Below are 20124 nucleotides of genomic sequence, written 5' to 3' on the forward strand. Positions count from 1 at the left end.
CGAAGCCTATGGCAAGCGGCCGGTGGAAACGGGGACCAACCCGGACCGGCAGCGGGCCAACACCAAAGAGGAAGATCCGACCGGGCTGCTCAACGAAGGGTTCCGCTACCGTGACATTGAGACCGGCGTGTGGCTGAGCCGCGACCCGGCGGGATTTGTGGATGGCCCCAACGTCTATGCGTACGTGCGGCAGAATCCTTGGACGAGCTTTGATCCGGAGGGGTTGGACACCAAAACTGTCACAAAGCCGGAGCAGCCGGCTCAGAGACAAGAGTGGGAAGTGTCCAAGACGAATGTTCCGACTATCGTATTGTACGACGGTTCGGACCAAGGTCAACGCAGGCAAGCCGCAGGAGGTGATCAGTTTAGAGACTCAGGTCGCTACTATACCACCAACTTAATCAATATCGGAGTAATTGTTGATTCGAAGGGCGATCCTGTCTTGGACAGGAACGGCAATGTCCAGCACCTTGCCAATCCGGAAATGATTACGAAAGCATTCCAAGAAACTGGGGCTACGCGAGTCTTCATCAACGACCACTCAACCTTTGCCTACTGGCCTACAAAGAAAGATCTAACTCTTGTCCAAGAGTTTCACAACAAACCTCTGACTCCAGAATCGCCGCATTGGAAAAGTTTGGTGAGCACTTTTCCATCTGATCGCAAAACAACGGTGGTACTTTGTGCATGTGATGGTGGGAACGGAGGAACGGGAGGGCCAGCGAAAGCATATCTCCAGGGCCTGTATGAGGTCGCGAAGCAGGCGGGAAAGAATGTCGAAGTTGTTGCTTATGGCCAAACCATGTATCACACTCCTTCAGGGGTCTCGGGCACCCCGATAGTGAATGGACGGATTGATCCGAAAGATCGTGAGAGGGGAAGCGAGTTTCGGGCTCCGCAGGATACGCAATAGCATTTACTTTCAAGACTATGAACTGTAAGCATTCAAGTTGGAATCCGTGTTGCGTCGTATTGCTGATGGCGGTTCTGATTGGGGCAGGGTGTTCTGACAATGCTGGCTCAGTCAAAAAAAACGCCGATACGAGTAGTGAAGAGCTTTTTCTAACCAAGTTTCTTTCCTTCAATGATCGTTTTAGCATCTCTGTTGAAGGGGGATACAAAATCGATGGAAAAATGGTGGGAATCGACTTCGTTAGACAGAGTGAAGAAAAGGAATGTGCCGAGCTAGTTAGATTTTTGAAGGGACTTAAGCAGGTAGCGGTAGTAGCAGAGGTTGACTCCAACACGGAATTGTCGCCTGGAACTGCCTCCACAATGACAATTACTTTCGAAAGCAAAGGTGAATCTAGGCAACTCTCGATCTTTGGGGATGATACTGTGGTGCGCCGAGAGAAGGTTAAAAGTATTGTCTTCCGGATTCAAAACCCGAACGCCCAGCCGCTGATTTTCCAGGTGCTATCTATCTGTGGCCTCAAAGAGGGGGAAAAAACGGTGCTCGAAGAGAAAGACGATAGTGATCCGTTTGGAGCGGTCGGTGCGTGACCTGAAGTGCAAGGAGGGAGGCTGGCGCAGTACAAATAGACGGGCAAGAATGGCACTGACTTAACTCCCCAGTTTCAAAAAATCCGACCTCTGCAGAGGCCAATTGTCGGGGAACCCTCCTGCAACAAGGCGCAGACCGCCACGACGCGGGGTTCTTTGCCATTTCCAAACGTTCACCAAAGGTGAGAGTTGGAAATGAGGCCAAAATGCTGTCCGTTGCCCATGCAGCAGGGGTTTGACGGCCAATGGTTCGATGTATTATGAAACATTGAGGTTAAGCCGCATTCTTTTTCCGGAATTGGCGCTGGGCCGGTGCGGAGTCTCCCTCATTTCGTGCTTGGGTTTGCTCATGAGTTGGTAGTTCTTGGGCCGTCGTTTCTTGCATCGCGGCTCTCGTCGATGCGGTCTCTCCAGGAATGGATTGTCGGCAATGCTTTGCAGCATTTCAGTCAGCCTCATTCGCGATTGGCGGGCGCTGGAGGGCTCCACATGTACCATTGCCACTGATCAAGCCGGCCTCTGGTCCTTTTGATGTAGTGTCAGAAGACGAGCTATTCCGGCGACTATAGCCAGGGCAAACCGCTCACGGTGACTGAGGGCGGGCGCACCACGGTCTATCATTATGACCTGGCCAGCCGGGCCGTGGCCCAGACCCAGCCCAATGGGTTGTGGCAGTACAACGCCTATGACGACCTGGGCCGGTTGGAATCGCGCCAGACCTACACCAGCGCCGACGCCCTGCAGGCCCAGTTCCTGTGGACTTATGATGCGGTGGGCAATGTCACCGTGCAGTCAGAACGCTGGCCCGGAGAGGGCACCCGTGGCGCAGCAGTACAAATAGACAGGCTATTTGTAAGAAAAGAAATTGACGATCCATCGTGAATGATCGACATCGTGGCATGGCGTCTCCCCGCTTCTTTGCCGATCCGATGGTTCCGGTTGCGTACTACCACTGCATTTCTCGGGTGGTGGAGAGGCGACTGGCGTTTGGGCCGGAGGAGAAAGAGCAGTTTGTGCGATTGATGCGGGCCTATGAGGGGTTCTGCCAAATGCGAGTGCTGTCTTATTGCGTGATGTCCAATCACTTCCACATCATGGTGGAGGTGCAGAAGCGGCCTGAAGGGGAGGTGTATTCGGATGCTTGGCTGTTGAAGCAGGTGGCGTTGATCTACTCCAAGCCGGCGGTGAGGGCGATCAAGGAGGCGCTCGAAACGTTTCGCAAGCAGGGGCATGATCAGTCGGCGGATGATCTCAAAGAGAAGTACCTGATGCGCATGTGGGATGTGAGCCAGTTCATGAAAGAGCTGAAACAGCGCTTTAGCTTGTGGTTCAACAAGAGGGAGAAACGCAAAGGGACACTCTGGGAGGAGCGCTTCACCAGCGTGTTGCTGGAAGGGGAGTTGGCGACGCTCTCGGTGATGAGTGCGTACATCGATCTCAATCCGGTGCGGGCGGGGCTGATGCAGGATCCCAAGGACTACCGTTGGTGTAGCTATGCCGAGGCGGTGGCGGGTGGTCGCAAGGCGTTGTCAGCCCTGGACACGATCACGCGGGAGCATCGGGCGCACGAGGCCAGTCTGCCGGTGGAGCAGAGGCGGATGCCCAAGCCCGAGAAGGTGCTTTCGGAGTATCGTGTGTGGCTCTTTGGCCAGGGCGAGGAGGTTCGAGATGGCGACGGGGCGGACAGTCAGGTGGTGCGCAAGGGCATCCGGCGTGAAGTGGTGGAGCAAGTTCGTGGGCAAAGTGGCAAGCTGACTTTGGCCGAGACGTTGCGTCATCGGGTGACGTACTTCACCGCTGGGGTGGCGTTGGGGCGGAGGTCGTTTGTTGATTCGTTCTTCGACGTTCACCGCGAGCAATTCGATCCGCGACGAAAGCAGGGCGCACGGCCGATGAGAGGCGGGAGTTTTGCAGGGATGTTCACGTTTCGTGCGCCACGGGTGGGGGTGGTGTGAGGCGTGGTTGGAGACCACGGCTTGAGACCGTCGGGGACAACCTGCTCTCGAGTTTCTGGTGACAGGTCCACCGGGAGCCGTTAGTTTTCCAGGCAGCTTCGAGTAAAAGAAGGAAGAGGCTGCGTTTGTAAGAGCGGAATCAAGGACAAGCCTATGAAGTTCAAATCAGTCCTATTGCAGGCGATGGCCATTTTCGTTTGCCTGGTGCTGTCAGGTTGCGCAGTGAGTTCCGCGCAGAGTCTTGCGGTCAGTGACGTCACCGTGCGTTCTGGATGGCGTCCGTTGTTTGATGCCGATCTGCAAGCTGCCGTCGAGGCTGCCATCATTCGCCATTTTGCAGAAAGCTCTGATGGCCCCAAAGTGACAAGTGTGGTTGGAGGCGGCTGGGTTATCAAGAAGCGCACCAAGGATGAGATCATCGTGCAAGGCCAGTTGAGGCTTGTTTGCAAGCAGCACGTTCAGGTGCCTCTTCTTTATGAGAGCCGATCCAACAAGGTGGTCGACCTGGGATTCAGGACGGTGTCCATTCGATTTGCTCGGCAGTAGGGGGGTGTGTCGGTGCGCCTGAATGCCTTGCATGGCCCATTGTATTGGGAACGGTGTCAACGGATCGACAATGCCAATGAGTTATCGAATTCTAGTTTTGGCGTGGTGCGCATTCACCGCAATCGTGCCAGGGCAATTCGGCATGGCGCAGTGCTGGAATACGGCCTATGGTTGGAGTGCCTGATGATGGAGCATATCATCAGTGGACGCCAATCCGTTGACTGACATGAACCTCCGAAGTTGCTTTCGCCTTGTGGGCGGTTCACTGCTGGCAGCAGGATGCATCGTCGCCTTGTATCTTTATCTCTTTCCCAATGAGAAAGACGCGATCTATCTTTTTGGACATTGGGTTGATGTCACATGGGGGTTGATCATTCCTGGTGCTTCTTTGGGTCTTCTGCTTCTTCTTTGTTCGTACAGCGGGAAAATAGGGGCAGGCGACAAATCTTGATGAGCATTTTAGGATGCGAGGGGAATCTGGGCTGCGCTTCAGCAGTAGGTGATTTCTGCGACCCGCTTCGGGGTCGGTGGGTATTTTTGATTCTACCGGAGGTGGCGGTCGCTACGCTCCCGCGACCTCCGGCTACCTTCTGGGATGCCTTCGGCATGGCCCGCTGCGCGGGAGACACAAGACATAAGACCTGAGTTTAAGATGAGAGGGGGGGCAGCTATTTAGATGGCCCGTCCTGTCGTGCTTTGATGGGTATGGGAAACTACAGCGCCGCTATTCCAGCATGATCAGCGCGGAACTCACATCTGGGGTCGCGGGTGGGCTGTCGTCGTTGACCTGGAAATTGTAGTCCACCAGGCCGCTGCGATCGATCACCTTGAACTGGTGGTTGGGCGGGAACAGGATCTCTTTTTCCTGAGGGTGTTTGGAGAGGAAGCTGATGTCGCGTCCGCCCTTGCTTTTGATGACGAACTGGTGGGTTCCCGGGAAGGGGCCGCCGGCGGAGGTGCTGGTGAAGCCGGCGTCCACAATGGTGGCTCCGCGCACGCAGGCTTTGTCTTTGCCGAGGGGCAGGTTGGTGCCGCGCAGCACCCGCCCATCGTACTCGGGCAGTTTGTTCATTCCTTGAACGGCCAGGTCGGTAATGGTCCGGGTGAAGGTGGTCATCGGGCGCTTGCCGCGAAGCTCCTCGTTGATCTGCACATAATCGCTCTGCGTGTAGGTGTGCAGGGCAATGAGTTCCTCCGTGGACAGGCGGTCCGCACGGGGATCCCAGCCGTTGGCGATGATGCGTTTGAACGTGGAGCCGAAGTATTCCGGAAACTTGGTCTCCGGACTCATGAGTTCCTTGTAGAGGGCGGTATTGCGGCAATCCTCGTATTTCTGGACCAGCTTCTGAGCGAGGGCCACGTGCTCTGGGGACACCTCTTCGTTCTCTTTCAGATTGAGCGCTCGGAGGATCTCGTGGGCGGCGATGGCGTTTTCCTCTGCGCCTCCCTTGAGTTGATTCCTAATGCTGGTCCGGAGGGCCAGGGCAGAATCGCTGAACGTCACGCCGGGATCGACTTGCTGCTGGTAGTCTGTTTCCAGCTTCTGCAGCATCCGGTCCGCCTTGTTGATGATGCGGTCGAGCTTGCGGGCGCTCAGTGGTTTGCTCGTTGAGATGTCCAGCTCGTCGAAGACCTTCTGCACGGCTTCAGCACTGCCCAGCTTGTCTTTGAGCGCCTCGGTCAGGACTTTCTGGTAGTGTGCTTCCTTGGGGGAGATGCCGCCCTTGTTCTTCACCCAGGCGACGAAACGTCCTCCGATACTGCGCTTCCCGAGATGGTCACGCAGGCCCCGGATGCGATCATCGGGTGGGGCACCGGTCGTCGTGCCAAAGTCAGTGGCACGGGTGGTGACGGCGGTGGCGTTGTTCATGGAGGCGAAAGCGAGAGCGGAGTCGAGGCTCTAGATGAGTGGGGCGTCATCGCCATCGTCAGCGCGGCCCTGATCGTCATGGTCACGGGGTGCCAATTCGGCGGGCTCGTCAGCGGCCCTCTGTTGGAGCTCCTTGGAGACGAGGGGGCGATCCTTCATGGACTCCCAGAATTTCTTTGATTCCTCGACCAGAGCTTCCTCCTCGGGCGTGAGGGGAAGGGGAGGGGTGCTGGGGGCGGTGATGTTCATGGTGGGTGGTGGAAAGATGCAGGGTTGAAAAGCGGCAGGCAAATTTTCTATTCCAGCGTGATCCAAGCCGATCCTACGCTGGCTTTCTGGGCGTCATTGCCCGTGTCGATCGACATGGAGTGATCGATCTCTCCGACCCGTCCGACCACCTTGAAGGTGTGGTTTGGCGGGTAAAGAATTTCCAGCTCATCAGGTTGATTTCACCACCTCGTCGCTGCCCAGCTTGGCTTTGAGGTCCTTTTGAAAAAGATTGTGGTAGTGCTTTTCTTTCTGAGAGAGGCCATCCTTGTTTTTCACCCAGGCAACGAACCTTCCTCCGACGCTGCGCTTTCCGATGTGATCCCTCAGCTCCTGCATGTTTTTGTCATGAGGGGCGATCGGGGTGGAATTCGAGCTCGAGTCGGATACCCGGGGAGACGTTGGTGAGGGCGTGAACATGACGGAGGGCAGGGTGAAAGGCTCGCACCTACACTCTCGCCGTCTGGCGGAGGGGGTTACGGGGAAAGTTGAGCGACTGACCCGCTGCGCGGGAGAAACAAGACTGCAAGACACAAGACGTGAGACCTGAGTTTTATTGAGGGGCGGGGGAGGCAGTTTCTTTCGCAAGAGCCTGTCTTGCCATATTCTGTCTTGTCGTATTCTGGCCAAGGAATAAGGGGAGGCTGACTTGGAGGTGTTGATGGCGGTGGGGAGAAAACGGATGCTGTCGGCTTTCCCACCTGATCTTCCTCTGCGGAGGTACCCAGGGTTGACTCGCTTAAGGCTCGTCCAACCACTGGGCTGTGGTAGAGATCCCCGCTGGGGATCAGCTTCGAACTTAGTCGGCCAGCTCCAGGTGGTTCGTTGGCGGCCACCCCAGTCGCGTGCCAGAGGTTCGTTCTGCCAAGGGACTTAGGATGAGACTGCCGGTCAGACCGCCACAACTCCTTCGGAGTAGAGGCCCTGACACCCGGTACCCGACGTAGGCTCGCTGGAAGCTCGCCAACGTCGGGCTTGTAGCCGCATCCTCTTCGAGGAAGAGCTTTCTCTGAACTACGGGGCAGCGTTGGATCCGTTGTGGCCACCCCAATGCTCTCGGTCGAAGATTTCGTTTTCACGCTCGACCGAAGGCTGCAACCCGTGCCAACAGGACAAGCATGGCTGCTGCTGTTGTCGCCATCCCGCCCGTGAAGACCCAGAACGACTTTGGAAGTCGATGTCGTCCCCGGCAAAAGTCTAGCAGTCGCGTTGCGTCTTCGATCATTTCCGTGCCCTTGTAGAGGAACTTTATCTGGACCGGCTCAACTCCATGTTTTCGAAGGAAGCAGCGTATTCCGAACATCCAGGCGGACCAAGCAAGGAGGATTGCCAGTATCGGTAGGAATGCGTAGAGGGGGAGCCCGGCGATCATGATATTGGCTGCCTCAACATACGGTTCAATTTGTCCCATCTCCAACGGTTCAAGCAATAGGCCAGTCAGATCCCAAGCTGGCTTTGTTGATGGTGCACCCTCCTGGATACAACTCGATGCGTGGATGCGTTTAGGCTGTTGAGGAAGCGGAATCCCTCTGTTCTCCTGACGGCGGTTGTGCTTGAAGCACAAACCGCCGCTCCTTGGGGAGCGGGGCTACACGTGATACAACTGCGCTCCAACCAAGAACCAAGCACTCAGCACCAAGAATCATTTCATCAAACCGCATTCGCGCACACACCGTCGCGCTCGAGGGCGGTGAGGTTGCCGAGGGTGGTGGTGGCGATGCCCATGAGGGCTTCATGGGTGAAGAAGGCTTGGTGGCCGGTGATGAGGACGTTAGGGAAGGTGGTGAGGCGCATGAAGACGTCGTCGGTGATGACCTCGCCGGAGTGATCGGTGAAAAAGAGTTTTTCCTCTTCCTCGTACACATCCAGGGCCAGGCCGCCGATGATGCCGCGTTTGAGCCCCTCGATGAGGGCCTGCGTGTCCACGAGGGCGCCGCGGCCGGTGTTGACGAGCAGCATGCCTGGCTTGAGCAAAGAGAGCTTGCTCTCGTTGATCAGGTGGTGGGTTTCAGGAGTCAAAGGACAGTGCAGGCTGACCACCTCGCTCTGGGGCAGGGCCTCCTCCAGGGAGACGTAGGTGCCGCCCAGCTCTTCCACCACGGGATTGCGGTACATGTCCACGGCCAGGATGCGGCAGCCGAAGCCGCGCATGATGGTGGCGAAGAGGGCGCCAATCTTGCCGGTGCCGACCACGGTGACGGTTTTGCCATGCAGGTCGAATCCCAGGAGGCCGCGCAGTTCAAAGTTGCCTTCGCGCACGCGGTTGTAGGCCTTGTGGAGATGGCGGTTGAGCGCCAGGAGCATGGCCACGGCATGCTCGGCCACGGCGTGTGGGGAGTAGGCAGGCACCCGCACGATGGAGAGCCCCAGAGACTTGGCGTGTTTCAGGTCCACATTGTTGTAGCCAGCGCAGCGCAGGGCGAGGTGCCGCACCCCGTGGGAGACAAGGCGGTCCAGCACGGCCTGATTTACCACATCGTTGACGAACACGCATACCGCCAGGTGGCCTTTGGCGAGATCCACCGTGGTCTCATCAAGCCGGGCGGCCAGAAAGGTGAACTCATGGGCCTGGTCCGCATTGGCCAGAGTGAAAAAATCCTCGTCGTAGCTTTTGCTGCTGAAGACGGCTGTTCTCATGGGGGAACCCTTACCGTACATCAGGCACATTGCCAGCGGTAAACCCTGATGAAGCAAGATGCGGGGCGGCTTGGCCAAGATGCGCGGAGCGACAGAGGTCCCGCTGGCGGATCATGGAGCACATGGAAGTGCTCGCCGTCACCCTCTTTCTCAGCCTGCTGCTGGCGGTGTTCTTTGTGGTGCTCTTTCTCGGCAGCCATCGGGCCTCCCGCCGCAGTGTGGAGCAGGATGCGCTGATGCCTCTCGATGATTCGGGCTCTCCGCGTCGTGCGCCTGCACCTGGAACCCACCCTCAAGCCCGAGGTTGATCCGGCTCCAGTCCCTTTTCTCTCATCATGAACGCCCCCACCAAGACCGTCGTTATCGAGTACGAAGACCGCACTGTGCGCCATTTCATGCTGGCCTCCGTCATCTGGGGGGCGGTGGCCCTCCTGGTGGGAGTGGTGGTGGCCTCGCAGCTCAACTACTGGCAGATGAACTTCGACCTGCCGTGGCTCACTTTCGGCAGGCTGCGCCCGCTGCACACGAATGCCGCGATCTTTGCCTTCGTGGGGAACATGATGTTCGCCGGCATCTACTACTCCACGCAGCGCTTGTGCAAGACTCGCACGGCGTCTGATCTGCTCTCGCGCATTCACTTCTGGGGCTGGCAGCTCATCATCCTGGCGGCGGCGATCACGCTGCCGCTGGGCTACTCGCGCAGCAAGGAGTACGCGGAGCTCATCTGGCCCATCAACATCGCGGTGGCGCTCATCTGGGTGGTGTTTGCCATCAACTTCTTCTGGACGCTGAAGCGGCGCAATGAGCCCTCGCTCTATGTCGCGCTGTGGTTCTACATCGCCACCATCATCACGGTGACGATGCTGTATGTGGTGAACCACCTGCAGATCCCCACCTCCTGGACGCATGCGTATCCTGTGTTTGCCGGGGTGCAGGATGGTCTGGTCCAGTGGTGGTATGGGCACAATGCGGTGGCCTTCTTCCTCACCACACCCATCCTGGGCATCATGTACTATTTCCTGCCGAAGGCGGCAGAGCGGCCCGTGTACTCGTACCGGCTGAGCATCATTCACTTCTGGTCGCTGGTCTTCATCTACATCTGGGCGGGGCCGCACCATTTGCTCAATACCTCCCTGCCGCATTGGCTGCAGATGCTGGGCATGCTTTTCAGCCTCATGCTCTGGGCCCCGTCCTGGGGCGGCATGCTCAACGGCCTGCTCACGCTCCGCGGAGCGTGGGACAAGCTGCGCACCGATCCAGTGATCAAGTTCTTCGTGGCTGCCATCACCTTCTACGGCATGGCCACCTTTGAAGGGCCGCTGCTTTCCATCCGTGTGGTGAACTCCCTGTCCCACTACTCGGACTGGACCATCGGGCACGTGCACAGCGGTACTTTGGGCTGGAATGGTTTCATGGCCGCAGGTCTCTTTTACTGGATGGCGCCGCGCCTCTGGGGCACCAAGCTGCACTCCGTGGCTCTGGCCAACTTCCACTTCTGGATTGGCCTGGTGGGCATTCTCTTCTACGTGGCCTCCATGTGGGTCTCCGGCGTCATGCAGGGGCTCATGCTGAATGCCACCACGGACGGCGGCACGGTACTGGCCTATCCGAACTTTGTGGAGACGCTCAATGCCATCCGCCCCCTCATGCTGCTGCGCGTGCTGGGCGGGTTGTTCTACCTCACGGGATTCCTCATCATGGGGTACAACCTGTGGCGCACCATCCGCAGCGGGCACCCCGTGGTGGAGAGCCGCGAGGTGCATGCGGAAGTTTCCTCCAACCAAGACCGCATGAGCTGGAAGGAGGTGGTGAACAACGATCCCGTCATCTTCACCGTGGTCGGCCTGGCCTTCATGTGCGCGTGGTTCTTCCTCCCCAGCTATGCCAACCTGGCGGCGCTGATCAGTGGTGTCATCCTCTGCTGGCTGGGCGTGCAGCGCTTTCAGGCCAGTGGCAAGTCCTGGGGCTACTGGTATGACCGGCTGCTGGAAAACTACCTGCCCTTCAGTGTGCTCACCCTGGTGGCGGTGGCGATTGGCGGGGTGATCCAGATCCTGCCCACGGTGACGGTGAACCGGGCGAAAAACGTGGAGGACCGCATCCAGAAGCCCTACACACCGCTGGAGCTGGCGGGGCGTGACCTTTATGTGAGCGAGGGCTGCTACAACTGCCACTCGCAGATGATCCGCACCATGGTGCCGGATGTGCTGCGCTACGGCGACTACTCCCGCCTGGGGGAGAGCATCTATGACTACCCCTTTCAGTGGGGCAGCAAGCGCACCGGCCCGGATCTGGCCCGCATCGGCGGCAAGTATCCCAACGTGTGGCACTACAACCACATGAAGGATCCGCGTGCCGTGAGCCCTGGCTCCAACATGCCGAACTACGCCTGGATGCTGGACAAGAAGACCGACATCAAGGCGCTGCCGGCCAAGATCGCCGTGCAGCAGCGCCTGGGGGTGCCATACCCTGCGATGAGCCGGGATGAGATCCAGCAGCAGGCCATTGAGCAGGGCATCACCATTGCCGCGGATCTGAAGAAGGCGGGTGCCTTTGCCCTGCCGGACTCCCAGATGGTGGCACTCATCGCCTATCTGCAAAAGGTGGGCCAGTCCGAGGCACCGGAAGAGCGCCCTGCTGAGACGCCATGGAATGAGAAACCCTTCCCCGTGGTGCCGGCCCTGCCGGACAAGCATCGCACAGCGCAGACCGTGCCCCAGAACAGCCAGCCCAACTAACCGCCCTATCATCCCATGTTCCGACGCATCATTCATGAGCACTGGCATGACCTCGTTCCGGTTATTGCCTTTATCCTGACGTTTGCCGTTTTCATCGTCGCTTTCATCCGGGCCCTGCTGGCGCGGAAAGAGCTGGTGGCCCACATGGCGGCGCTGCCGCTGGATGAGCCCCTGCTGGTGCCTGCCACCGAGTTGCCATTGGAAAAGCAGGATGAGGGGGCGGGGTGTTCCGACACTTGCCGCCGCTGTCCGGGGTGCCGTCGCAAAGAGGGCGGCCACTCGCATGAGTCCGCCCATTCCCATGCCCCTTCTCATCAGCACACGCCTACGCACTGAAGCCCATGTCCAAGTCCACTGAGGAAAACACGCCTGAACTCCGGCCGCATGTGTATGACGGGATTCAGGAGTATGACCAGAAGCTGCCGAACTGGTGGCTCTTCACCTTCTACATCGCGATTGCCTTCTTCGTCATCTACTGGCTGGCCTACTACCAGTTCCAGCTCATCCCCACGGATGAAGAGCGCATGCACGCCGCCATGGCGCAGATCGATGCCGCCCGGCTGAAGCAGCTGGAGTCCCTGGATGACGCCAAGCTCTGGGCGATGGCGAAGGATGTCAAGGCGATCGAGTCGGGCAAGGCCACCTATGCCGCCAGTTGCATGGCCTGCCATGGGCCCACTCTCGCGGGTGGTCCCGGGCTGCCGGGGCTCTCTCTGGCGGACAAGGTGTGGAAGCACGGCGGTCAGCCCTCGGAGATCTTGAAAGTCATCCGCAAAGGTTCGCCGGACGTGTCCAAAGGCATGCCCGCCTGGGAGCCGCAGCTGGGTCTGCCCCGGGTGCTGGAGGTGTTGGCTTACGTGCTGAGTCATCACCAGGAAGGCGAGACCTTCACGGTGGATCCGAACGACAAGCCGACCTGGATGGCCGCGGCCCCTGCCACGGGTGCCCAGTGATTTGTGGGATAACTGAAACAACATGAGCCGCTCCCTGCCCAACCTCATCAGCGTTACCACCATTGCCCCGGATGGATCCCGGCGCACGGTGCAGCCGGCCGATGTGCGGGGGCGGTACACCTTCTGGCGTCGGGTCACGGCGGTGCTGCTGCTGGCGGTGTACATCCTGCTGCCCTGGATCCCCATCAACGGCAGCCCTGCTGTGTTCCTGGATGTGGCCCACCGACGCTTTCACATCCTGGGTTTTGTGCTGGCGGCGGAGGATCTCTGGTTGGGGTTTTTCCTTGTCACGGGGGTCGCCTTCTCGCTCTTTTATGTCTCGGCCGTGATGGGCCGCGTCTGGTGCGGATGGACCTGCCCCTACACGGTGTTTCTGGAGCATGTTTATCGTCGCGTGGAGCGCTGGATCGATGGCGATGGCCCGGCCCGCCGGAGGCTGGAAGAGGCACCCCTGACCGTGGGGAAGGTGCTGCGCCGGGTGTTCAAGCACGGCATCTACCTGTTGCTCTCCGCCTTCATCGCGCATGTGTTCCTGTCCTACTTCGTCTCGCTGCGCCAGCTCTATGCCATGATGCAGGGGCCGCCTTCGCAGCACTGGCTGGCCTTTGGCGTGGTGGCGTTTCTCACCGCGTCCTTGTACTTCGCCTTCAGCTGGTTCCGGGAGCAGTTCTGCATCATTCTCTGTCCCTATGGCCGGCTTCAGTCGGCGCTCACGGATGATCACACGGTCAACGTGGGCTATGACAAGACGAGGGGCGAGCCGCGGGGCAAGGTGAACACCCCGGGCGCGGGCGATTGCATCAACTGCCAGCGCTGCGTGCAGGTGTGTCCCACGGGCATCGACATCCGCAACGGCCTGCAACTGGAGTGCATCGGCTGCGCCGCCTGTGTGGATGCGTGCGATGATATCATGGCCAAAGTGGGGCGCAAACCCGGCCTCATCCGCCACGACTCCCTGGCCGCCTTCAAAGGCGGGCGCACGAAGTGGGTGCGACCACGCACCGTGCTCTACGGGCTGCTGCTGGTCTGTGGGATGATCGTGTGCAGTCTCTCCCTGCTGGCGGTAAAGCCGGTGGGGGTTTCATTGAACCGGCTGACCGGCGCCCCATACTTCGTGAACAACGGGGAGATCCGGAACCAGTTTCAACTGCGACTCGTGAACAAGCGGCCCCAGCCCGCGGTTTACCGGGTGGCCCTGGCTCCAGATGCGCCGGAGGGCCTGCGTCTGACCGATGCCGCTGACGCGGTGCAGGTGCCTGCACTCGGCGAGGTGGTGAAGACCGTGGTGTTGACCCTGCCGAAGGACCAGTTCCGCGGGCCCATCAAGACGCAGCTCTCCATCTCGACCGAGCCAGACGGCCGGACGCAGGTGGCGCGGGAGCTGGAATTTCTCGGGCCAGATCCCCGACTGCAAAACGATGAATATCTCAATCCGCAAAACTATCTCCGCTAGGCCCTGGTTGCTGGTGGTGGCGGCCTTTGTGCTGCTCGTGACCATGTGGACGGGCCTCATCGTCGTGGCGGTGCGTCACGCGCCGCAGAGTGTGCCACTGTCCCCCGTCGTCCATGACCAGCATTGACACCACGGCAGGTGCCTTCGTGGCAGGTCTGGTGACCAGTCTGCACTGTGTGGGCATGTGCGGCCCGCTCGCCTGTGCCTGGGCCACCGGGCGGGGTGGGGCGTCGTCGAGTTTCCTGCGCAATACGGCCGCCTATCATGCGTGCAAGTTAGTTTCCTATGCCCTGGTGGGCGCGGTGGCCGGGGCGGTGGGCACGCTGCCGCTGCGACTGTTCCAGCATGGGCCGGGGCTGCTGGTGCCGTGGCTCATGGTGGCCATGTTTGCCTTCGTCGCCCTGGGGCTGGAGCGCTGGCTGCCCAAGCCTCTGTTCCTGACACGGCCCATGGCCCGCGTGCGCGCCTGGGCCGCCAACCGGGGCGGTCTGGCCCGCGCCTCGCTGTTGGGCATGGCCACACCGCTGCTGCCGTGCGGGCCGCTGTATCTCATGTTTGGCCTGGCGCTGGCGAATGGCTCCGCTCTGCGCGGGGCGGAGTTTGCCGCCGCCTTTGGCCTGGGCACGCTGCCGCTCCTGTTGCTGGCCCAGACGCAGTTGCGCCTCCTGAATCTCCGCCTCACCCCATTGCAGATGCGCCGCCTCCAGCGTGGGTTGGCCCTGTGTGCCACGCTGGTGATGGTGTGGCGTCTTCGCGACACGCTCACCGGGGCGGCGGAGGTGAGCTGCTGTCACTGAATGGAATGCCACCCTCTCGTCCCGGCTTGATTCATCATGAAACACGATACCGCCCCCCTCTGCCAGCACTGCGGCACGCCCGTGCCATCCCAGGCGCTGGATGTCCGGTTTTGCTGCGCCGGGTGTGCCTATGTGCATGAGCTGCTGGTGACGGAAGGGCTGGGCAAGTTCTATGAATTACGCGGGGGCACCGCGTTGCCACCGGTGGCCCCTGATGCCCTGCGGGCCCGGGATGATGAATGGCTGCAGGAGCAGGTGGCGGCGGCGGAGGCAGCCGCCGGACCCGGTGGGACGGCGCGCATGGATCTGGCCGTGCAGGGGCTCACCTGTGTGGGCTGTGTGTGGCTCATGGAAAAGGTCTTTCACAGCGAGCCCGGCGCGATGCATCTGGATGTGCACGTGGCCCGGGGCGAGGCGCATCTGGAGTGGCAGGCGGGCGGCTGGGATCTGCCCGCCTACGCGAGGCGGCTCCAGCAGTTTGGCTATCTGGTGGGGCCGGCGGGGGAGCGTGGAAACACCTCCGTGCAGTCCGCGGGGTTTGGCCGTCGGGTGGGGCTCTGCGGCGCCTTTGCCATGAATGCCATGGCCTTCTCCCTGCCGGGCTACCTGGGCATGCGGCCGGACTTCCTCTTTGCCTCCTGGTTTGACATCATCGCCGCCTGCTCCGCCACGCTCTCGGTCCTGGTGGGCGGGAGTTATTTCATGGAGCGCAGTGTGAACTCCCTGCGGCAGGGCATCCTGCACATGGACACCCCTATTGCCCTGGGCATCGGGCTGGCCTGGTTGGGCTCTATGGCGGGCTGGCTGGCGGGGGAGGCGGGGCTCAAGTACTTCGACTTCGTGGGCGTGTTTGTCTTTCTCATGCTGGCAGGGCGCTGGCTGCAGCAGGGCATGGTGGAGCGCAACCGCCGCCGCCTCCTGGCAGCAAGTGCTGTGCCGGGTTGGGTGCGGGTGGTGGAGGGTGCTGGGCTGGAGAAACGCACGGCGTTGGATGAGGTGGCGGTGGGGGACGTGTTGCGGATGCCTTCTGGCAGCATCTGTCCAGTGGGGGGTGTGTTGACCTCCTCTGAGGCCTCGCTAAGCCTGGAGTGGATCAATGGGGAAAGCGCGTCCGTGGAGCGCAGTGCTGGGCAAGCCGTGCCTTCGGGAGCGGTCAACATCGGTCTGGGTCCGGTGGAGGTGCGGGCCGTAGAGGCGTGGAAAGAGTCGCTGCTCTGCCGGTTGAACGCGGCCACCGGGCAGGAGGGATCTCGCGCGATCTCCAGTCGCTTCCTGGCCGGGTATCTCATGGTGGTGCTGACGCTGGGAGTGATCGGGGCGGCGGTGTGGTGGTTCACCGGGCATGGGATGGTGACCGCACTGCAAGTCATGATCTCCGTCTTTGTCGTCTCCTGCCCTTGCGCCTTGGGAGTGGCGGTGCCGTTTGCCGATGACCTGGCGGCGTCTCGCATGGTGCGATTGGGCGTGTTTGTGCGGGCGGGCAGCCTGTGGGCCCGGCTGCTTCAAGTGCATAAGGTGATCTTCGACAAGACAGGCACCCTCACCATGGAGAACCCGGTGCTGGCGAATCCCGCAGAGGTGACGGGTATGACACCCGCGGCCCGGGCAGCCCTGCGGAAGATTGTTTCAAGTAACCTGCATCCGGTGAGCCGCAGTCTCTTTGATGCGCTGGGGCCAGATGCTGCGTTCGATGATGCGGCGAGCGTGGACGGAATCGAGGAAATAGCAGGCCAGGGACTGCGCTGGACCGGCCTGGACGGCCGGGTGTGGGCGCTGGGGCGGCCGGGCTGGGCGGAGGTGGGGTCCCGTGCGGGAGAGCCTGTGAAGCCATCCGACGCGTGGTTCACCTGTGATGGCAGATGGCTCGCGGGATTCCGATTCACCGACTCCCTGCGGCCCGAGTCTGTGGAAGCGTGTGAGGCGTTGCGGCAGCGGGGTTGCAAGCTGTACCTGCTGAGCGGGGACCGGGAGGCCAAGGTCGCTGCGGTGGCCGGGCAGTTGCACATCCCTGTGACTCACTGGCAGGCGGAGATGACGCCGGAGGGCAAGGCGGCACGGGTGAGGCAGATGAACCACGGAGACACGCTCTACATTGGAGACGGGGCCAACGATGTGCTGGCGCTGGAGGCGGCGCTGTGTGCGGGCAGCCCGGTCACTGGGAGGAATTTCCTGGAGCATCGCGCAGACTTTTACTTCCTGGGGAACTGCCTCCGGTTCATGCCGGAACTCCTTCAAATGGCGGTGGTGCGCTCCCAGGCTGTGCGGAGAGTGCTGGCCTTTGCCCTGGCTTACAACGCTGTGGCGGTGGCCCTCTCGTTGTCAGGATGGATGAGCCCGCTGCTGGCGGCAGTGCTCATGCCGCTGAGTTCATTGGTTACCTTGGGGCTGGTGGGGGCGACTTTCCGCGCACGCTCAGGGACATTTGTGCCAAATCGGACGCAAGAACGGAGGGAAATGGAGCAAACGATGCGTCGCAGGACGGGTCCAGTTCCGATATCATAATAGGGGAAGACTTCCCCCCACCCACGGTCATGAAAACGTATCGTCACATCCTCGTCGGCATCGATTTTTCGCCCGCCTGTCGGGCAGCTCTGAGGACGGCAGTTCGCATTGCCTCCTCTCATGACACGCCTCTCACGGCGGTGCATGTGATGGATCCCACCCTGGCGGGGGCCATCAAAGAGGCCCACAATTTCAGTGATGAGCAGCTCTTCGCCGACATGAACGAGCGGGTGCAGGCCTTCATGACGCATGCGGAAATCGGCACCGAGATGGTGCAGACCCGTCTGGAAGTGGGGCAACCCATAGCGGTGCTGGGGGCGGCATGCCTGGAGCTTGGCGCTGATCTGCTCGTGTTGGGCTCCAGAGGGACTGAACACGGCCCCAACCAGGTGGGCACGGTCGCCTCCAAGTGCCTGCGAAAGGCACCGGCTGACGTGCTACTGGTTCGCACTCATTTGGACGGCCCTTTCAAGCAGGTGCTGGCCTGCGTGGACCTCTCTGAAACTTCTGCCAAAGCAGTGCGCAGTGCCCGCTGGATCGCGGAGCGGGATCACAGCAGGCTGGACTGCCTGTTTGTCTATCAGAGCGCGCTGGCACTCTCGCTGGACTACGGCGGTTTCGTACCGCCGCTGCCGGTGGCAGACACCGCGGTGGGCGACACCTGGAAGAAAGACCTGGATGACTTTGTGCAGCCTATTCTGCGCACCAGTGAAAATCTCGACTCCCGCAACATCGTGCTGGAGCGCGTGAACATCCGCGAGGCCATCGTGGAGCACATCAAGGAAACGAACACCGACCTCGTGGTGGTGGGTACGCGGGGCAAGAGCGACCTGCGCACCTTCTTCATGGGTACGACTGCCGAGAAAGTGGTGTCGCATGCGCCGTGCTCCATTCTGGCGGTGAAACCCGACGGATTCGTTTCCCCGATCGCCGCCACGACAGTGCTGCCGCCGGCCACGGTCCCCATGGCATGAAGTCCCCGGCCCGCGCTTCGCAACACTTGAAGGGCATCCGATCCTCGGCGAGGGTGGTGGCCGGAGAAAACATGAACGGTCACCAGTCTGAGAATGAGGGACAGCATCTGCGCGAGCTGGAGGAGGTGCGCGAGGCGCTCCGCCTCAGCGAAGAGCGGAACCGCGCCATCGTGGAGACGGCGGTCAATGCCATCATCACCATCAATGAGCGCGGCATCATCGAGTCTGTGAACTCCGCCACGGTGCGGATGTTTGGTTATGCCAAGGAGGAGATGATCGGGCGGAACGTGAGCATGCTCATGCCCAGCCCGTATCGCGAGCAGCATGACGGGTATTTGGGAAACTACCTCCGCACGGGCGAGCGGAAGATCATCGGCATCGGCCGGGAAACGCTGGCCCAGCGCAAGGACGGCACCGTTTTTCCCATGGACCTCTCCGTTGGGGAGGTGAAGCTGCCGCGTGGGCGGATCTTCGCCGGCATCATCCGCGACATCACGGACCGCAAAGAGCTGGAACAGCAGATCCTGGGCATCAGCGAGGAGGCGCAGCATCGCATTGGACAGGACCTGCATGATGATCTCTGCCAGCAGCTCGCCGCCATCGGCTGCCTGGCCAAGGTGGTGCTGCAGCGCCTGGAATCCACGCGGAGTGCGGAGTCTACCAGTGTGGCAGAGATCGTGAAACTCATCACCCAGGCCAACACGCGGGCGCGGGAGATGTCTCGCGGCCTGGTGCCGGTGGTGCTCGATTCTGAAGGGCTCATGGCGGCGCTCAATGAGCTGGTGGCTGGCACGGAGCGCATCTTTCGAGTGTCCTGCCGGTTCCGGTGTGATCCGCCCGTGCATCTGTACGAAAACAAGACCGCCACGCAGCTCTACCGCATTGCGCAGGAGGCGGTGGGCAATGCCATCAAGCACAGCCACGCCACCCGGCTGGAGATTCAGCTGGCGCAGCAGGGCGGCATGCTGCAGCTCACCATCCGGGACAACGGCATCGGCATTCCCGACCATTCGCCGCACAAGGGCACAGGCATGGGGCTGTACACCATGGGACATCGGGCGAAGATGCTGGGCGGCCAGCTCCACGTCGGGCCGGATGTCTATGGCGGCACGGTGGTGCAGTGCGAGGTGCCCATGCCCGATCACCATTCTCATTCATGAAGAAAAACAAAAAACGCGTCCTGCTGGTGGATGACCATCCCATCATGCGCCATGGGCTGGCCCAGCTCATCCGCGCAGAGGCGGATCTGGAGGTGTGTGGGGAAGGCGGCAGTGCGGCGGAAGGTCTGGCCCTCGTTGGCTCCTTGAAACCGGACCTGGTGGTGGCGGATCTCACCCTGCCGGACAAACATGGTCTGGAGTTCATCAAGGATGTGCAGTCCATGTACCCCGGCACGCTCATGCTGGTGCTCTCCATGCATGACGAGTCGCTCTATGCCGAGCGCGTGTTGCGCGCCGGGGCGCGAGGGTATGTGATGAAAGAGACTGCGGCTGACATGCTCGTGCTGGCCGCACGCCGGGTGTTGGACGGCGGCATTTATCTCAGCGACAAGATGTCCAGCCTCATGCTGGAGATGATGGCTGGTCACAGGAAGCCGGTGTCCAGTTCCGCGCTGGACCGGCTGACGGATCGCGAGCTGGAGGTGTTGCAACTCATTGGTCAGGGGCGGGCTACCCGGCACATCGCCGAGCAGTTGCATGTGAGCGTGCGCACAGTGGATGCCCACCGTGCCAACATCAAAGAGAAGCTGCAACTGGCAGATGGGGCCACGCTGGTGCGGTACGCGGTGCGGTGGATGGACACGCAGGCCAAGGCCTAGAGGATTCCTCTACGCCCGGATTGCCATTTTCATGCCCCATTCAGCCGTAGGGGCTACGAATTTACCCCGACCCAGGATGGGTGATCGTGGAGCGTCAACCAGACCGACGT

The 20124-nt window shown here is 60.7% G+C and carries 18 protein-coding genes and 1 pseudogene; 16 read left to right on the forward strand and 3 right to left on the reverse strand.

Annotated elements, in window-relative coordinates:
* From BV034_RS04380 to BV034_RS04400, 5 genes and pseudogenes are all read left to right on the forward strand, one after another.
* Positions 1 to 913 (forward strand): RHS repeat-associated core domain-containing protein (locus BV034_RS04380; protein WP_265592616.1); only part of this gene is annotated, 913 nt, incomplete at its 5' end.
* 17 nt (positions 914 to 930) lie between these two features.
* Positions 931 to 1503, forward strand: coding sequence for a hypothetical protein (locus tag BV034_RS04385; protein ID WP_265592617.1), 573 nt, complete (start codon positions 931 to 933; stop codon positions 1501 to 1503).
* A gap of 582 nt (positions 1504 to 2085) precedes the next feature.
* Positions 2086 to 2385 (forward strand): annotated as a pseudogene (locus BV034_RS04390) (hypothetical protein); the annotation flags it as partial.
* 17 nt (positions 2386 to 2402) lie between these two features.
* Positions 2403 to 3458: a transposase gene (locus BV034_RS04395; RefSeq protein ID WP_050024504.1), complete on the forward strand. Its 1056-nt coding sequence runs from the start codon at positions 2403 to 2405 to the stop codon at positions 3456 to 3458.
* Between the two features lie 153 nt (positions 3459 to 3611).
* Complete coding sequence (locus BV034_RS04400) at positions 3612 to 4004, forward strand: hypothetical protein (RefSeq protein ID WP_050024506.1); 393 nt, start codon at positions 3612 to 3614, stop codon at positions 4002 to 4004.
* Between the two features lie 724 nt (positions 4005 to 4728).
* Here BV034_RS04400 and BV034_RS04405 read toward each other — a convergent pair.
* From BV034_RS04405 to BV034_RS04420, 3 genes are all read right to left on the reverse strand, one after another.
* Positions 4729 to 5874 carry an ADP-ribosyltransferase domain-containing protein gene (locus BV034_RS04405; RefSeq protein ID WP_050024508.1) on the reverse strand — a complete coding sequence of 382 codons (1146 nt, stop codon included), beginning with the start codon at positions 5872 to 5874 and terminating at the stop codon, positions 4729 to 4731.
* Positions 5875 to 5904: 30 nt separating this feature from the next.
* On the reverse strand, positions 5905 to 6123 hold the full coding sequence (locus tag BV034_RS04410) for a hypothetical protein (RefSeq protein WP_050024510.1): 219 nt from the start codon (positions 6121 to 6123) through the stop codon (positions 5905 to 5907).
* A gap of 1668 nt (positions 6124 to 7791) precedes the next feature.
* Positions 7792 to 8778: a 2-hydroxyacid dehydrogenase gene (locus BV034_RS04420; protein ID WP_050024514.1), complete on the reverse strand. Its 987-nt coding sequence runs from the start codon at positions 8776 to 8778 to the stop codon at positions 7792 to 7794.
* Between the two features lie 113 nt (positions 8779 to 8891).
* Here BV034_RS04420 and BV034_RS04425 point away from each other — a divergent pair, with 113 nt between their 5' ends.
* The 11 genes from BV034_RS04425 to BV034_RS04470 are packed head-to-tail and all read left to right on the forward strand — an operon-like array spanning position 8892 to position 20014.
* Entirely contained in the window at positions 8892 to 9086 is a 195-nt protein-coding gene (locus tag BV034_RS04425) for a hypothetical protein (protein WP_050024516.1), read from the forward strand.
* Between the two features lie 27 nt (positions 9087 to 9113).
* Positions 9114 to 11516 carry a cytochrome-c oxidase, cbb3-type subunit I gene (ccoN, locus tag BV034_RS04430; RefSeq protein WP_050024518.1) on the forward strand — a complete coding sequence of 801 codons (2403 nt, stop codon included), beginning with the start codon at positions 9114 to 9116 and terminating at the stop codon, positions 11514 to 11516.
* 15 nt (positions 11517 to 11531) lie between these two features.
* Positions 11532 to 11852, forward strand: coding sequence for a hypothetical protein (locus tag BV034_RS04435; RefSeq protein ID WP_050024520.1), 321 nt, complete (start codon positions 11532 to 11534; stop codon positions 11850 to 11852).
* A 5-nt stretch (positions 11853 to 11857) separates the two neighbouring features.
* Positions 11858 to 12469 carry a cbb3-type cytochrome c oxidase N-terminal domain-containing protein gene (locus BV034_RS04440; RefSeq protein ID WP_050024522.1) on the forward strand — a complete coding sequence of 204 codons (612 nt, stop codon included), beginning with the start codon at positions 11858 to 11860 and terminating at the stop codon, positions 12467 to 12469.
* Positions 12470 to 12491: 22 nt separating this feature from the next.
* Positions 12492 to 13922 carry a cytochrome c oxidase accessory protein CcoG gene (ccoG, locus tag BV034_RS04445; protein ID WP_050024524.1) on the forward strand — a complete coding sequence of 477 codons (1431 nt, stop codon included), beginning with the start codon at positions 12492 to 12494 and terminating at the stop codon, positions 13920 to 13922.
* Positions 13888 to 14049 carry a hypothetical protein gene (locus BV034_RS35640; RefSeq protein WP_157210724.1) on the forward strand — a complete coding sequence of 54 codons (162 nt, stop codon included), beginning with the start codon at positions 13888 to 13890 and terminating at the stop codon, positions 14047 to 14049. Before ccoG ends, BV034_RS35640 begins: the two co-directional genes overlap by 35 nt.
* Entirely contained in the window at positions 14036 to 14719 is a 684-nt protein-coding gene (locus tag BV034_RS04450; protein WP_050024526.1) for a sulfite exporter TauE/SafE family protein, read from the forward strand. Before BV034_RS35640 ends, BV034_RS04450 begins: the two co-directional genes overlap by 14 nt.
* A gap of 36 nt (positions 14720 to 14755) precedes the next feature.
* Positions 14756 to 17221: a heavy metal translocating P-type ATPase metal-binding domain-containing protein gene (locus tag BV034_RS04455; protein ID WP_050024528.1), complete on the forward strand. Its 2466-nt coding sequence runs from the start codon at positions 14756 to 14758 to the stop codon at positions 17219 to 17221.
* 29 nt (positions 17222 to 17250) lie between these two features.
* Positions 17251 to 18195 (forward strand): universal stress protein, encoded by a 945-nt coding sequence (locus BV034_RS35645; protein ID WP_050024530.1) that lies wholly within the window; start codon positions 17251 to 17253, stop codon positions 18193 to 18195.
* Positions 18192 to 19355 carry a PAS domain S-box protein gene (locus tag BV034_RS04465; RefSeq protein WP_050024532.1) on the forward strand — a complete coding sequence of 388 codons (1164 nt, stop codon included), beginning with the start codon at positions 18192 to 18194 and terminating at the stop codon, positions 19353 to 19355. The genes BV034_RS35645 and BV034_RS04465 overlap by 4 nt, the downstream gene beginning before the upstream one ends.
* A complete protein-coding gene (locus BV034_RS04470; RefSeq protein WP_050024534.1) occupies positions 19352 to 20014 on the forward strand; it encodes a response regulator transcription factor in 663 nt (220 codons plus the stop codon). Before BV034_RS04465 ends, BV034_RS04470 begins: the two co-directional genes overlap by 4 nt.
* Positions 20015 to 20124: the final 110 nt, after the last annotated feature.

Source organism: Verrucomicrobium sp. BvORR034 (genome assembly GCF_000739635.1).
In the GTDB taxonomy this organism is placed as follows: Bacteria; Verrucomicrobiota; Verrucomicrobiia; order Verrucomicrobiales; family Verrucomicrobiaceae; genus Verrucomicrobium.

Bases quoted from the DNA above. Each gene is read 5' to 3' on its own strand.
- BV034_RS04385 (WP_265592617.1), top strand. From the start codon at position 931: ATGAACTGTAAGCATTCAAGTTGGAATCCGTGTTGCGTCGTATTGCTG.
- BV034_RS04395 (WP_050024504.1), top strand. From the start codon at position 2,403: ATGGCGTCTCCCCGCTTCTTTGCCGATCCGATGGTTCCGGTTGCGTAC.
- BV034_RS04400 (WP_050024506.1), top strand. From the start codon at position 3,612: ATGAAGTTCAAATCAGTCCTATTGCAGGCGATGGCCATTTTCGTTTGC.
- BV034_RS04405 (WP_050024508.1), bottom strand. From the start codon at position 5,874: ATGAACAACGCCACCGCCGTCACCACCCGTGCCACTGACTTTGGCACG.
- BV034_RS04410 (WP_050024510.1), bottom strand. From the start codon at position 6,123: ATGAACATCACCGCCCCCAGCACCCCTCCCCTTCCCCTCACGCCCGAG.
- BV034_RS04420 (WP_050024514.1), bottom strand. From the start codon at position 8,778: ATGAGAACAGCCGTCTTCAGCAGCAAAAGCTACGACGAGGATTTTTTC.
- BV034_RS04425 (WP_050024516.1), top strand. From the start codon at position 8,892: ATGGAGCACATGGAAGTGCTCGCCGTCACCCTCTTTCTCAGCCTGCTG.
- ccoN (WP_050024518.1), top strand. From the start codon at position 9,114: ATGAACGCCCCCACCAAGACCGTCGTTATCGAGTACGAAGACCGCACT.
- BV034_RS04435 (WP_050024520.1), top strand. From the start codon at position 11,532: ATGTTCCGACGCATCATTCATGAGCACTGGCATGACCTCGTTCCGGTT.
- BV034_RS04440 (WP_050024522.1), top strand. From the start codon at position 11,858: ATGTCCAAGTCCACTGAGGAAAACACGCCTGAACTCCGGCCGCATGTG.
- ccoG (WP_050024524.1), top strand. From the start codon at position 12,492: ATGAGCCGCTCCCTGCCCAACCTCATCAGCGTTACCACCATTGCCCCG.
- BV034_RS35640 (WP_157210724.1), top strand. From the start codon at position 13,888: ATGAATATCTCAATCCGCAAAACTATCTCCGCTAGGCCCTGGTTGCTG.
- BV034_RS04450 (WP_050024526.1), top strand. From the start codon at position 14,036: ATGACCAGCATTGACACCACGGCAGGTGCCTTCGTGGCAGGTCTGGTG.
- BV034_RS04455 (WP_050024528.1), top strand. From the start codon at position 14,756: ATGAAACACGATACCGCCCCCCTCTGCCAGCACTGCGGCACGCCCGTG.
- BV034_RS35645 (WP_050024530.1), top strand. From the start codon at position 17,251: ATGAAAACGTATCGTCACATCCTCGTCGGCATCGATTTTTCGCCCGCC.
- BV034_RS04465 (WP_050024532.1), top strand. From the start codon at position 18,192: ATGAAGTCCCCGGCCCGCGCTTCGCAACACTTGAAGGGCATCCGATCC.
- BV034_RS04470 (WP_050024534.1), top strand. From the start codon at position 19,352: ATGAAGAAAAACAAAAAACGCGTCCTGCTGGTGGATGACCATCCCATC.